The organism is Bradyrhizobium sp. UNPF46, assembly GCF_006658625.1.
GTDB classification, from domain to species: Bacteria; Pseudomonadota; Alphaproteobacteria; order Rhizobiales; family Xanthobacteraceae; genus Bradyrhizobium; species Bradyrhizobium nitroreducens.
Map to the genome: position 1 here is coordinate 98,812 of NZ_LFJB01000034.1, position 12,685 is coordinate 111,496.

The window sequence follows — 12,685 nt, forward strand, 5'->3', positions numbered from 1 at the left end:
CCCAAACGAAGGCCAAGGGGTACCAGCTCGAGAGTGGCGCCAGGCTTGTGAATGGCCTGCCCGGGCCAACTTAAGAATTGTGGCACGGCCTGCGGGGCTATATAGGCTTCAACTGCGCCGCGTATCGCCTCGGGGCGCCGACGTTCCCCTGTTTTCCTGCAAAGAGCTGAAACCGTGACCGACCATTGCCGCCTTTGCCACTCGACCAACCTGCGTCCGGTCATCGACCTCGGACTGATGCCGATTGCGCATCGACTTCGGCATAGCCGAAACGAGCAGGAGGAACGCTATCCGTTCGACGTACTGGCCTGCGGCGATTGCGGCCTGCCTCAGATCGTCAAGCCGATCGATCCCGAGATTCTGTACCGGCAGTTCAACTACAATTTCAGCAGCTGGAAGCCGGAGCCGCATCAGGCGGACGAGCTCGACACCATCGCGAAATTCTCCAAGCATCAGTCGGTGTTCGAGATCGGATGCAACGACGGCCTGTTCATGGACAAGCTGCGCGAGCGCGGCACCAAGGTCATGGTCGGCGTCGAGCCCAATCCGGTCTCGGGCAAGATCGCCCGCGAGCGCGGCATCAAGGTCTATGCCGACATGCTGAGCCCGGAGATGGCCCACGATGCTGTCGCTCAGTCCGGCAAGTTCGACCTCGTCATATCGCGCCAGGTGCTGGAGCACATCGTCGATTTCGAGAACTTCTTCGACTGCGTGAAGATCGCGCTCAGTGACGACGGACTGCTGTTCATCGACGTGCCCGATTTCGCCCCGGGCTCGGCGGTGGGAGACCTCTCCGTCCTCTGGGAAGAGCACGTCAGCTATTTCACCGAGCCGACCCTGCTCGCGCTGCTGGCGCGCCACGGCTTCGAGGCCGTGTCGGTGAAGAAATACAATTTCAGCGGCGGGACCCTCGCGATCGCAGCCCGCCGTGCCAAGGGCGCCGTGACGGCGCCACCTGCGCCGTCCGGCGTCGGCGAGAAATTCGGTCAGCGCGCGCGTGAGTACGGCGCGCGCTTGCGGCCTGTTCTGGCAAAGGCCCGCGCCAACGGTGCCGAGATCGCCATCTACGGCGCCGGCTGCCGCGCCTGCACCTTCACCAACGCCCATGAGCTCGCGGATCTCGTCGACCTCTCGGTCGATGACCAGAAGGAGCGCCAGGGGCTGTTCCTGCCCGGCACCGGCATTCCGATCCGCGCGCCAGAGGATCTCGCCGGCAAGTCCGGGCCGCTCGTCTGTCTCCTGGCAGTGAACGAAGAGAACGAAGCCAAGGTCTCCAGCCGGCTGCGCGAGAGCGTGAAGCGTCCGCTCGAGATCGTTTCGATCTTCGCGCCAAACGATATCTGGAGCGAGCTCGATCGCCTCGAGGCGTCGCTAAGGTCGCGGCATGGCTGAGGACAAGCTCTTCAACTATTACGAACGTCAGGACGTTCTGCCGACGTTCGGCAATTTCAAGTCGTCCGCCGAGCTCGAGGCCTACGCCGGCCAGCGGCGCGAGTTGTTTTCGGACAAGCTGGTGTTGCCGCCCAGGCTGTTCCGCGATGCCGAGGTGCTCGAGTTCGGCCCCGATTCCGGCGAGAACGCGCTGGTGTTTGCCGGCTGGGGGGCGAACATGACGCTCGCCGAGCCGAACCGGCTCGCACACCCGAAGATCGAAGCCTACTTCGCGCATTTCAGCCTCACTCAGCGTCTGCGCGAGCTCGCTTTGGCCGATGTCGAGGGCTTCCGCAGCGATCGCCGCTTCGACATCATCGATGCCGAGGGCTTCATCTACACCGTGCAGCCGAGCGAAAAATGGCTCGGCATCTTCCAGCGCCTGCTCAATCAGGACGGTTACGCCGTCGTGTCCTACTACGAGCGCTATGGCGGCTTCTTCGAGCTCACGCTCAAGGCGATCCATGCAGCCGGCAAGGCCTTGACCGGTCGCGCCCCGCTCGACAACGCGAAGGCGCTGTTCGAGCCGAAGTGGAACAGCATTCCGCACACCCGCAGTTTCGAATCCTGGCTGATGGACGTGCTGGAAAATCCGTTCGTCCGGTATCGCTACTTCCTCGACGCAACCGCGTTGTGCACGGCGGCGCATGACCAGGGTTTCGACGTCCATTCGGCGTGGCCCGCCTACCGCGACAGCCTGGACATCTACTGGCACAAGAAGGTGCTATCCGGTGACGACAAGCTGCGGCGCGCCGCACGCCATCTCGACCGCAGCCGCCTGAGCTTCCTCGGCGGTCGAAAGCTTTATCTCGTCGGCAAGGCCGATGCAGTCCAGGCGATCTCGGCATCGATCGAAGCGCTGGTTCTCGATGTCGATGGCATGATCGACAATCCCTTCGGCGAGAGCCTGCCGCGCGTGATCGCGGGCCTCGCGTCGCTGCGCGAGACGATCCGGTCCACGGACATTCTCGCCGACGATGCGGCCGACATCGACGCCATCATCGCCACGCTCGACAGTTTCCATCGCATCTTTGCCGCGATCGGTCAGCGGGACGCGGCCGCGGTCACCGCTCTCACCCAGTCGGATGCGGCCTTCATCAACACATGGGGACAGCCGGCGCATTTCCTCGTCGTCCGGAAGCGCTGAGGGATCATAGCCAGTGAGGCCAGGCATTGGCATCATCGGAACGGGCATGGTCGGCCAGATGTGCCACCTCGCCAATTTCGCTGCCAATCCCGCCTGCCGCGTCGTCGCGATCGCCGATCTCCGGCCGGACTTGGCTGCCGCCGCGGCGCAGAAATTCGGCATTCCCAAGGTTTACGGCACGCACCGGGAGCTGCTGGCGGACAGCGCGGTGTCCGCCGTCGTCGTCGTGACCAAGCGCCGTGCCACCGGCCCGATCGTGCTGGACGCACTGAAGAGCGGCCGGCACGTGCTCTCGGAAAAGCCGATGGCCTACACGACGGCCCAGGCCGCATTGCTGGTCGACGCCGCGCGGCAGCAAGACCTCGTCTACAGCATCGGCTACATGAAGCGTCACGATGCCGGTGTGGCGCGGGCGCTGGAGGTGCTGACGCGCTTGCGCGAAGACCAGTCGCTCGGACGCATCGTCCGGGCAAGAGGCTGGTGCTTCGGCGGCGACACGGGCCGCGCGCAGGACAATTTCGTGATGACCGGCGAAGCGCGTCCGGACGGGCTCGAGCTCTGGCAGGATGGTCCCGACTGGATGCCGCGCGAGATGCGTCCCGGCTACGATAACTTTCTGAACGTCTTCAGCCACATCATCAATCTGTCGCGCTATTTGCTGGGATCGTCGCCGACGGTCGCCGAAAGCGAGATCGAGGCTTCGGGTGCCGGGCGCATCATCCTCGACTTCGACGGCATCGCCTGCGCGCTGGATCTCGTGAGCGGATCGGACGGTGCCTGGCGCGAGGGACTGACGATCGACTTCGAGCGCGGCGCGGTGACGCTGGAATTGCCTCCCCCCTTTGCCGAGCAGGAGGCGGAGGTCATTGTCGAGCACGATGGTCAAAGCACACGCCTGACCGGTGAAACGAGCTGGGCATTCCGGCGCCAGGCCGATGCCTTCGTGTCCGATGTCACCGCGCGAGGCGCCCCGCTGGCCTCCGGCGCGGATTCGGTCACCGACATCGCGCTGGCGGAAGCCGTCTGGCAACGGCGGGTTAGCGGCTAGGCGCTGCATCCTTTTCGATCGGCAGGACGCCCGCGATCGGTCCGAGCTTGATCGTCACCTGCGCAAGCTGAGCCAGGAACTCTGCAACATCGCAGCGCGCCAGCAGCCGGCACGCGTAGTACTTCCGCACCAGGGTCTGGTTCGGTGCGGCCCCCGGTCCCGGCTGAAACGAGATCGTCGCCTGCGGCCCCGTCGGATCGAAATGATGGAATGCACTCCCCGGCGCCTTCCGCGCCTCGTCCATTCTCCGCAGGATGTCGGGCCGCTCGGCGCGCAGTGCAAATCCGAAGAACGGCTGATTGCCCCAGGCGAGACGCAGCATGCCGGTGACCTCGGCGAGACCGAACGGCACGTGCCGCGACGGATAATCGAAGAAACCGTCGTCGAGCGCGTAGACCGTCGCTGCCGGCTGGACCCGGCCGGCAAGATTGCGCTCCAGGGCCTCCTGCTTCAACGTTCTCGCCTGCATGAAGACGTAGTCGCTCCACAGCATGCCGATCGACAGGATGAGGCCCCCTCCGAACACGACCGCAAAGGCGACGCCGGGAGCGGTCCAGCGTTCGGCCTGCCGCTTGAATGCGAGAAGCGCCAGTGCCGACGGCACGCCGAACATCAGCAGGTGACGGCTCTCGTAGAAATGCGTGGACGACGGCCGCAGGCCGGCGATCAGATAGGGCGACGACAATGCGAGAAACAAGATTGCGGCGAGCGCGAGCGGCGCGAGGATCCCGAGCCTGGACGTGGTCGGCTTGATGTCGGAACGCAGCAGCAGCAAGACGATGCCGACGAGCACCGCCGCCAAAATGAAGATCGTCGGGACGGTGATCGCCGCGCGCACCGCATGGGCCAGGACGTCCCGGTAAGCCGCGGCGAAGAATGCCTGCCATCCCCCAGCCAGCTCCCGCAAGGTCGGGAAATGCGCGTCATAGTGCTGTGCATAGACGCCGATCCGCTTGAACCAGATGTTGAGCGAGCCCCAGTAGATCAGAGGCAGCAGCACCAACTCCGGATAGCCGAGGGCACAGCGCCAGGATGCGAGCCATGTGCGGCGAACGAAGCCGTCCGACGCGTCGCCGCCCCGCCATATCGCAACGAACAGACCGAGCATCACGAAGGCATAGAGCACGATCGTCGAGTTGAGCGCAAAGCTCAGCAGAAACACGAGGGCGCAGGCGATGCGAAGCAGCACGCGCTGCAGGCCGCTTGCGGCGAAGGCCAGCGTCAATAGCCAGGCACCGATGAACAACAGTCCGAAGCTGAAGACGTAGACCGCGTTCGCCTTGCCCGCCCAGAGCTGGTAGCCGGGATAGGTCCAGACGATCAGCGCCAAACCGACCGCCTCGGCGCGGTCGAGCAGACCGAGACGCGTTGCGGTCAGCGCGAACGATATTGCCCCGAGGACAATTCCGGCAACCGCGAGCGATACCATCACGGCGATCGGGGCACCGGTCCAGTTCGCGAACGTGTCGTAGCTGTAGAATATCGGATGGCCGGCGCCGTTCAGCAGGAAATCGATGTCGATGAAATAGTCCGGACGCGGCTTGAGCACGAGCCAGTCGTCCATGAAGAGACCGTCGTTGAGGAGCATCGGTGCGTGCGCAGCCAACAGCACGACGAGGAGGACGATGATCGCACGCAGCAATGGAGACATCTCGGAGGGAGGAACGGCATCGCCGACAAGGATTTGCACGCCCGGTTGAGGTCCGCAAGAGCGCCCATGACGGGCTCCCTTGACCGGAAAAATGCGACCTCCTATAGACTCCTGCACTGGCTGGGCCTGAGAGGCGTCCGGGACGATTTTCCGCAATGAACATGCTACCGGGCCCCGCGCAAGCCGCTGCGATTGGTCTCAGCGCTGTGCTGCCGCTGCTGTTGCTGTGCTACGCGCGTATCGCCGCCACCGGCGGATCCGGTCGCCGCTACCGGCTCGCCTGCGCCAGCCTCATGACCCTCTACGCGATCGCCTGCATCGCGCTTCCCGGTCAACGCCATCTCGACGACGTCATTGGCGGCCTGTTCCTGCTGGCGACGGCGATGATGTTTTTCTACATCCTGTTCAGCCTGCTGGCCTGGGGCTTCACCCTGACGCTGCTCACGGCCCTCGACAAGGCCGGGCGTCCCCTCACCCTGGAGCAATGGGCCGTGGCCTACATGCAGGGCGGCGATCTCGGCACATTCACGCACAATCGCCTGAAACTCCTGGTCGGCGCGGGGATGTTGACCATCGCAGACGGCAAGCTGGCTCCGACGACGAAGGGCGTGGCGGTCGCGCGTCTCGTCAAATTCGTTCGTCTGTCGACCGGCCTCGGGTGAGCGGTCACGATGTCCTTCGTTGTCGGATTCCTCGCCGCCGTCACCTTCGCCCTGCTGTCGCCCGCCTTGCAGCTGATGGCCCGCGCGCGCGGATGGACCGTTGCACCCGTGACCCTGCTCGCGATCGCCGCGATCATCACCCATGGTCTCGGCGTGATGCTCGGGGTTTTGGTCGTCGCGCAATTTCAGTATTGGGACGCAGCTTCGATTTTCGGATTTTTCGTCATGGGCTATGTCTTCGCTTTTGGCGCTGTGTACAAATCGGTCTCGCTGGACATTCTGCTTGGCCTCGTCGGCCGGTCCGAGCGGAAGGCTCCGCTTTCCGACATCGTCGAACGGCAGGTTCCAGCTCTGTTCCAGGGACGAATTGGAAGCCTGGTCGACAGCGGCCTGGTCGAGCCGGTCGGATCGCACTTCGCCGCGACAGCGGCGGGCCGGACCATGGCAGGCCGCGTCGGACAGTTGCGCCGCGCCTTCGGCATCGGCGACACCAGTCTTTACGATTTTTCCTCCGACTAGTTGCTGGAAACACACAGATCGCCGGTTTCCTGCTGGTTGTGCAGGGCATATCTGCGGGGCCCTTATTGTTCGCTCAGCCCGGATGACCTAGAGTTGCGCCAGGGTTCCACCAGTAAAAGAGTGGCCTGCAGCGGGCGGCATGAAATGACACCTTCCAGGGCGGCAAAACGGCTTACGATCGTCATCCCTGCACTGAACGAGCAGGACAAGATCGCCGACACCATCGACGGCGTGCTGCCGCTCGCCCGCGAGCTGCTCGACGACTTCGAGATTTTCCTGATCGACGACGGCAGCACCGATGCCACCGGCGCGATCATGGACGAGTTCGCGGCCAGCGAGCCCCGCATCATCGTGCACCATAACCCCGAGCGGCGCGGTGTCGGCGCCGGCTTCGAATACGCCCTCTCGCGCGCGAAATTCGATGCCATCACGCTCATTCCCGGCGACCACGCCTTTCAGAACGAGGGTATTGCCCGGATGTTCAAGGCGGCGGGCGCCGCGGATCTCGTCATTACCTATCGCGACAACCAGTCGGACCGCTCGGTCAACCGCTCGTTGCAGTCGCACTCGCTGCGGTTCATCCTGAACTGCCTGTTCGGCTTCTGGCTGTCCGACTACCACAGCATGATCGTCTACCCCGTGAAATGGCTGCGCCAGATCGCGGTCAAGGCCGACGGCTATGGCTATCAGATCTGCGCCCTGATCTCCCTGCTCCAGCTCGGCCTCACCTATGTCCAGGTGCCCGTGAGCCTGAATGCGGAGCTGAAGGGCTCCTCCCGCGCGCTGCGGCTGCGCACCTATTTCGAGCTCGGCGGCACCATCGTCTCGCTGCTGCGCCGTGTTCCCATCCGGCACGTCGATCTCAGCCAAATTCCCGACGATGCGGAGCGGGCCCCGGCGCGCTAGGCGCCGCCCGGCCTCTGCCGACCCCGGACTTGGAGCGGATAGGCTCACACTTGGTGAGATGGCCCACGCGTGGCGATTCGTCCGCGGGACGCCCCGTCCCTATCCTGCCAGCATCTGACTTAAGTGGTTGATTTTACTGGCAGGAGTGGCAGGGCTCGAACCTGCGACCCCCGGTTTTGGAGACCGGTGCTCTACCAATTGAGCTACACTCCTACAGACCCTTGCGTCGCCGCTTCGGATCAGGCCGCTTTCAAGCACAGGGGGCGGCCGGATTGCAAGAGCGAAGCGAGCGCCATATGCGCAGTTCGCGCTAGGCCCCATCCTTCAGCAGCCAGTTCCGGTAGATTTCCCCGTAGCGCACGCTCACCTTGTCCACCGGGGTTTGCGTCGCGTTATTGTCGATAGCGGCCTGCACCGCCGCCCCGACGATCCCCTGCCCGGTATAGAGCGATGCGTTCAGCTCGGGATAGGCGACGATCAGCGCGCCGGTTCGGGCATCGACGAGGTTGGCGTCCGCGATCATGCCGCGATGGCCGCCGATCACGACACGCTGGATGGCCGACGGGAACAGCAGGCTCTTCACCCGGATGTCCAGCCGCACCGGCCGCGTGCCCGCCAGCCGGGCGGCCAGGACCTGCTCGACGCCGGCCTTGATCCGCGGCGTCAGCAGGCCCTGCTCGAAGGCCTTGACATCCGGGGTGTCGGCCATCGTGGCCACCTGTTCCAGACTGACCGCCTTCGCGTCCGCATAGGCGCGGAGACCGTCCTCCCACTGGATGCGTGCGTCCGGTGCAAAACTGACCGCAACGCCAGCCAGCTTCATGCTGGCGACGTCGCTCTGCGAGAGGGAATTATTGGCGGTTACGCAGCCCGCAAGCACAAGCAACCCGCCCAGCGCGACCATGCGCGCCAGCCCCAGCAGCACTTTCAATGAACGCCCCCTGTCCTCGTAGTCCCAAGTTCAGCCCGCGCCAGAGATAGGGTGTTTCGTCCGCTATTGTCTACCCCGAATTGTATTTCCGTGCGCAAGGCCCAATGCTGAGCGTCCGCTGCAGATGTCACCACGCCGAATGCATCTGTTCTTCTCAGGACGCCTGAGCCACACTTTCCCGGTCAACCAAAAACAAGAGTCCGGGAGCCTCCATGACCGCCCAAGCTGCCACCATAGCCACCTCCACAGCCTCCACCCCACCACTGCCGGAGGCCCGCCCGGAGACGCTCGGGCTGTCGCGGCCGCGGCTTCAGGCCATGTCGGACGCCTTCAAGCGCGAGATCGACAAGGGAACCATTCCCGGCGCCACCGTGCTGGTGGCAAGAGGCGGCCAGGTCGGCTGGTTCGAGGCGCTCGGCAAGCAGAGCCCGGCGGCCGACGCGCCGATGACGCGGGATTCGATCTTCCGGATCTTCTCGATGACCAAGCCGATCGTCTCGGTCGCCATCATGGCGCTGGTCGAGGACGGCCACCTCCTGCTCAGCGACGCCGTCGCAAAATTCATCCCGGAATTTGCGAGCCAGCAGGTCGGAATCGTGAAGGACGGCAAGCTGGACCTGGTGCCGCCGTCGCGGCCGATGACCGTGCAGGACCTGCTCCGCCACACCTCGGGGCTCACCTACGAGCATCAGGGCGACGGCCCCGTGCACAAGCTCTACCAGGACTCCCGCGTCCGCAGCCGCAAGATCACCAATGCCGAGCATGCCGCATTGGTGGCGAGCTTCCCGCTGGTCTGCCAGCCCGGCGCGGAGTTCAACTACAGCCGCTCCACCGACATCCTCGGCCGCATCATCGAAGTCGTCAGCGGCAAGTCGCTCGGCACGTTCCTCACCGAGCGCGTGCTCGCACCGCTGCAGATGGCCGAGACCGGCTTCTCGACCAGCGAGGCCAACGCGGGCAGGCTCGCCGAGCCGTTCGCGGCCGATCCCTGGACCGGCGACAAGGTCGCGCTGTTCAACATGCTCGAGCAGCCGGTGATGGAGTCCGGCGGCGGCGGTCTCGTTTCGACGACGATGGACTATGCCCGCTTCTGCCTGATGCTGCGCAACGGCGGCACGCTCGACGGCAACAGGATCATCGGCCGCAAGACGCTGGAGCTGATGGCATCCGATCATCTCGGGCCGCAGGTTCAGATCAACGGCACCCTGCTCGCGCCCGGCCACGGCTTCGGTCTCGGCTTCGCCGTGCGCCGCGAGGCCGGCATCGCGCCCTTCCCCGGCAGCGTCGGCCAGTATTTCTGGAGCGGCATCGCCGGCACGTTCTTCTGGATCGATCCGAAGGAGGATCTGTTCGCGGTGTTCATGAGCCAGGGCCCGGGCCAGCGCGACTACACGCGGACCCTGGTGCGGGATCTGGTTTACGCGGCGGTGGAGTAGTCTCCGCTCTCGTGCCCCGGACGCGACGCAGCGCGTAGCGGTGCGGCGCTGAGCCGGGGCCCATATCTCTACGATCTCGTGCTTGGCCTTCTGGGTCCCGGCTCTGCGGAGCAGCACTTCGTGCTGCGCCGCGTCCGGGACACGAGAGCGACCATCAACTGATCGTCGCGCCGCCGTCGATCACCATGGTCTGGCCGGTCATGAAGTCGCCGGCCTTCGAGCCCAGGAACACGGCCGCGCCTGCGATCTCGTCGGGGATACCGATGCGCAAGAGCGGCGAGCGCGCGGTCGAGGCCTTCAGATTCTCCGGATTGTCCCACAGCGCCTTGGCAAAGTCGGTCTTGATCAGGCCGGGCGCGATGCAGTTCACGCGGATGTTGTGCTTGCCGTATTCGCAAGCCAGGTTGCGCGCGAGCTGCATGTCGGCGGCCTTCGAGATCGCGTAGGCGCCGAGGATGGTCGAGCCCTTGAGGCCGCCGATCGAGGAGACGATGATGATGGAGCCGTCCTTGCGCTCGATCATCTGCGGCACCACCATCGAGATCAGCCAGTTGTTGGCGACGATGTTGTTGTCCAGGATCTTCCGGAACTGATCGTCGGAGATGCCGGCGAGCGGGCCGTAATACGGGTTCGAGGCGGCGTTGCAGACCAGCACGTCGATCTTGCCGAAGGCGCGGTTGCTCTCGTCGACGAGATTTTGCAGGTTCTCCTTCGAGGAGATGTTCGCGGCGATCGCGACCGCGGTGCCCTTGCCAAACTTGTCGTTGATGCCCTTGGCGACCTGCTCGCAGACGTCGGCCTTGCGCGAGGAGATCACGACCTTGGCGCCGTGCTCGGCCATGCGCTCGGCGATCGCAAGCCCGATACCGCGCGTCGATCCCGTGATGACGGCGACTTTCCCCTTCATGTCGAACAAGGTCATGTGTTCCTCCCAGATTGATCTTTAATGTTCCGGAGCGATGCAGAGCATCGAACGCGGAATGGCGAGCTACTCAGGCGAGCTTCTTGACTTCCGGACCGGCCAGCTGATGCATCGCCGCGTGCGCATCGTCCGCGATCCAGGGCTGCTGATTCACCATCGGCAACCGCCAGACCGAGCGCTCAGGGCTTGCGAAATAATCGAGCCGCGTGATCGAGCAATTGTCGATGTCGAAGGACAGCGCCCGCTCGATCTGGCCGTCGAGCGCGAGGCCGATCGCCGCCTTGATGGTGCCGCCATGCGCGACCGCGATGATGTCCTGCCCACCAGCCTCGCCGTTGATGCGCTCGATGGTGCGGCGCGTGCGGTTGTAGAGATCCATGAAGCTTTCGCCGCCGGGCGCGGGCTCGTTGATGTCGGCAAACCAGCTCGAGCCGACGGGGCGGCTCGCGATGAATGCGGCGCGGTTCATGCCCTGCCACTTCCCGAGATTCTGCTCGGCGAGATCTGCTTCCCATGGCATCGACGCAGGCTTCGGGTAGCCGGCCGCCCAGATCGCTTCCGCGGTCTGGTGCGTGCGCATCAGATTGCTCGAATACCAGACCGCCTTGCGTGGCAGCACCTTGGCAACGGCATTGAACACGTAGGTGTCGCTGGTGTCGCAGGCGAGATCGCTCTGCCCGTAGATGTTGCCGCCATCGTTGCGCACAGGCGCGTGACGGACCCACCACCACCGCGTCGTGACCACATTGGGCTTGTCTGCGCCTGCCATCGAAACCCTTCCATCCCGTTTGATGTCGCTGTACGTCAGGAGGCAACGTGTCTCAAGACACTTTACCGTTTGAAATCTTGTTTGAAATTCCGTCGCGCGGCAAGCGTCGCGCGAGGCACCACAGGGAGAAACGCATGGGCCGTCTGCAAGGCAAATCCGTCATCATCACCGGCGCCGGCAGCGGCATCGGCCGTGCGGCTGCGCTGCTGTTCACCAGGGAGGGCGCAAGGCTGATCGCGGTCGATCGCACCGAGGCGGTGAAGGAGACGGTCGAAGAGATCAAAAAAGCCGGCGGCGTCGCGGAAGCCATGATCGCCGATGCGGGCTCCGAAAAGGACGTCATCGCCGTGATCGAGAAGGCCGTCGCAACACATGGCCGACTCGACGTGATCTGGGCCAATGCCGGCATCTCCGGCGGCCTTGTTCCAATTCCCGAGCAGACCGTGGAACATTGGCAGGAGATCTTGCGCATCAATCTGATCGGGCCGTTCCTCGCGGTGAAGCACGCGATGCCCCACATGGTGAAGCAGCAGTCCGGCGCCATCGTGCTGACCGCCTCCGTCGCGGGTCTCAAGGCCGGTGCCAGCGGACATCCCTATGCCGCGAGCAAGGCCGGCGTGATCAGCCTGGTGCAGACCACCGCGTATTCGCTCACCGGCACCGGCGTGCGCATCAACGCGGTGTGCCCGGGCCTGATCGAGACCGGCATGACCAAGCCGATCTTCGACCGCGCCAAGGAGCGCGGCACCCAGGACAAGATCGGCCAGCTCAATCCGCTGAAGCGCCCCGGACAGCCGCACGAGCTCGCGGCGATGGGATTGTTCTTGGCGAGCGACGAAGCCTCGTATGTGAATGGGCAGGCCTTCCCGGTTGATGGCGGCCTGACGGCGTCGATGCCGTATACGGGCAAGCCGGTGTAGCAGCAATCTCGTGTCCCGGACGCGCTGCAGCGTTCTTACGCTGCTGCGCAGAGCCGGGACCCAGCGGGGCCACAGCACGCGTTGCCGCATGGGCCCCGGCTCTGCAGCGCACCGCTAAAGAGGCGCTGCGCTGCGTCCGGGGCACGAGACCGTTGTTCATCGATACACATGATTGATCAGCCTCGCGGCGCATCTCGCCCGAGTTTTGCTTGGTCTCTTCGCCCTCTTGAATGGAGAGGGCGCAGGGAAGACCGGGTGCCGGCTGGCACCCGCGGTCCACTGTGCGAATCCTGCGTAACAAGAAGCTGCACAGCGGCATACAGGTGTAGCCAGGACATCCCGG

The 12,685-nt window shown here is 64.6% G+C and carries 12 protein-coding genes and 1 tRNA gene; 8 read left to right on the forward strand and 5 right to left on the reverse strand.

The annotated features are described in order from the left end of the window. Positions 1–174 precede the first annotated feature (174 nt). The 3 genes from UNPF46_RS15210 to UNPF46_RS15220 are packed head-to-tail and all read left to right on the forward strand — an operon-like array spanning position 175 to position 3,626. Positions 175–1,392 (forward strand): class I SAM-dependent methyltransferase, encoded by a 1,218-nt coding sequence (locus UNPF46_RS15210; RefSeq protein ID WP_100177024.1) that lies wholly within the window; start codon positions 175–177, stop codon positions 1,390–1,392. Continuing rightward, a complete protein-coding gene (locus tag UNPF46_RS15215; RefSeq protein ID WP_100177025.1) occupies positions 1,385–2,578 on the forward strand; it encodes a class I SAM-dependent methyltransferase in 1,194 nt (397 codons plus the stop codon). The genes UNPF46_RS15210 and UNPF46_RS15215 overlap by 8 nt, the downstream gene beginning before the upstream one ends. A 13-nt stretch (positions 2,579–2,591) precedes the next feature. Continuing rightward, the gene (locus UNPF46_RS15220) at positions 2,592–3,626 is read left to right on the forward strand and encodes a Gfo/Idh/MocA family protein (RefSeq protein ID WP_100177026.1); all 1,035 of its coding nucleotides are present in this window, start codon (positions 2,592–2,594) and stop codon (positions 3,624–3,626) included. Here UNPF46_RS15220 and UNPF46_RS15225 read toward each other — a convergent pair. Further along, complete coding sequence (locus UNPF46_RS15225; protein ID WP_142250534.1) at positions 3,616–5,277, reverse strand: hypothetical protein; 1,662 nt, start codon at positions 5,275–5,277, stop codon at positions 3,616–3,618. The genes UNPF46_RS15220 and UNPF46_RS15225 overlap by 11 nt on opposite strands. Positions 5,278–5,432: 155 nt before the next feature. Between UNPF46_RS15225 and UNPF46_RS15230 the strand changes: the two genes are divergently transcribed. The 3 genes from UNPF46_RS15230 (at position 5,433) to UNPF46_RS15240 (ending at position 7,364) form a co-directional block, all read left to right on the forward strand. Beyond that, positions 5,433–5,939 carry a hypothetical protein gene (locus tag UNPF46_RS15230; protein WP_100177028.1) on the forward strand — a complete coding sequence of 169 codons (507 nt, stop codon included), beginning with the start codon at positions 5,433–5,435 and terminating at the stop codon, positions 5,937–5,939. Between the two features lie 9 nt (positions 5,940–5,948). Beyond that, positions 5,949–6,458: a hypothetical protein gene (locus tag UNPF46_RS15235; RefSeq protein WP_100177029.1), complete on the forward strand. Its 510-nt coding sequence runs from the start codon at positions 5,949–5,951 to the stop codon at positions 6,456–6,458. 144 nt (positions 6,459–6,602) lie between these two features. Then, on the forward strand, positions 6,603–7,364 hold the full coding sequence (locus UNPF46_RS15240; protein ID WP_100177030.1) for a glycosyltransferase family 2 protein: 762 nt from the start codon (positions 6,603–6,605) through the stop codon (positions 7,362–7,364). Positions 7,365–7,501: 137 nt separating this feature from the next. On the opposite strand, the gene UNPF46_RS15245 is transcribed toward UNPF46_RS15240, so the two are convergent. Beyond that, a tRNA-Trp gene (locus tag UNPF46_RS15245) sits at positions 7,502–7,577 on the reverse strand. Positions 7,578–7,674: 97 nt separating this feature from the next. After that, positions 7,675–8,289, reverse strand: a complete 615-nt coding sequence (locus UNPF46_RS15250; RefSeq protein ID WP_246668660.1) for a hypothetical protein — start codon at positions 8,287–8,289, stop codon at positions 7,675–7,677. 218 nt (positions 8,290–8,507) lie between these two features. Here UNPF46_RS15250 and UNPF46_RS15255 point away from each other — a divergent pair, with 218 nt between their 5' ends. Beyond that, entirely contained in the window at positions 8,508–9,731 is a 1,224-nt protein-coding gene (locus tag UNPF46_RS15255) for a serine hydrolase domain-containing protein (protein ID WP_142250528.1), read from the forward strand. A 154-nt stretch (positions 9,732–9,885) separates the two neighbouring features. Here UNPF46_RS15255 and UNPF46_RS15260 read toward each other — a convergent pair whose 3' ends face one another. Both UNPF46_RS15260 and UNPF46_RS15265 read right to left on the reverse strand, forming a co-directional pair. Then, complete coding sequence (locus UNPF46_RS15260; protein WP_100177032.1) at positions 9,886–10,653, reverse strand: SDR family NAD(P)-dependent oxidoreductase; 768 nt, start codon at positions 10,651–10,653, stop codon at positions 9,886–9,888. A 70-nt stretch (positions 10,654–10,723) separates the two neighbouring features. Then, a complete protein-coding gene (locus tag UNPF46_RS15265) occupies positions 10,724–11,422 on the reverse strand; it encodes a histidine phosphatase family protein (protein WP_174718911.1) in 699 nt (232 codons plus the stop codon). 134 nt (positions 11,423–11,556) lie between these two features. On the opposite strand from UNPF46_RS15265, the gene UNPF46_RS15270 reads away from it, so the two are divergent. Continuing rightward, complete coding sequence (locus tag UNPF46_RS15270) at positions 11,557–12,342, forward strand: SDR family NAD(P)-dependent oxidoreductase (protein WP_100177034.1); 786 nt, start codon at positions 11,557–11,559, stop codon at positions 12,340–12,342. Positions 12,343–12,685: the final 343 nt, after the last annotated feature.

Excerpts from the sequence above, each read along its gene's own strand:
- UNPF46_RS15240 (WP_100177030.1), top strand. The coding sequence starts at position 6,603 with ATGACACCTTCCAGGGCGGCAAAACGGCTTACGATCGTCATCCCTGCA.
- UNPF46_RS15255 (WP_142250528.1), top strand. The coding sequence starts at position 8,508 with ATGACCGCCCAAGCTGCCACCATAGCCACCTCCACAGCCTCCACCCCA.
- UNPF46_RS15225 (WP_142250534.1), bottom strand. The coding sequence starts at position 5,277 with ATGTCTCCATTGCTGCGTGCGATCATCGTCCTCCTCGTCGTGCTGTTG.
- UNPF46_RS15270 (WP_100177034.1), top strand. The coding sequence starts at position 11,557 with ATGGGCCGTCTGCAAGGCAAATCCGTCATCATCACCGGCGCCGGCAGC.
- UNPF46_RS15215 (WP_100177025.1), top strand. The coding sequence starts at position 1,385 with ATGGCTGAGGACAAGCTCTTCAACTATTACGAACGTCAGGACGTTCTG.
- UNPF46_RS15230 (WP_100177028.1), top strand. The coding sequence starts at position 5,433 with ATGAACATGCTACCGGGCCCCGCGCAAGCCGCTGCGATTGGTCTCAGC.
- UNPF46_RS15260 (WP_100177032.1), bottom strand. The coding sequence starts at position 10,653 with ATGACCTTGTTCGACATGAAGGGGAAAGTCGCCGTCATCACGGGATCG.
- UNPF46_RS15265 (WP_174718911.1), bottom strand. The coding sequence starts at position 11,422 with ATGGCAGGCGCAGACAAGCCCAATGTGGTCACGACGCGGTGGTGGTGG.
- UNPF46_RS15235 (WP_100177029.1), top strand. The coding sequence starts at position 5,949 with ATGTCCTTCGTTGTCGGATTCCTCGCCGCCGTCACCTTCGCCCTGCTG.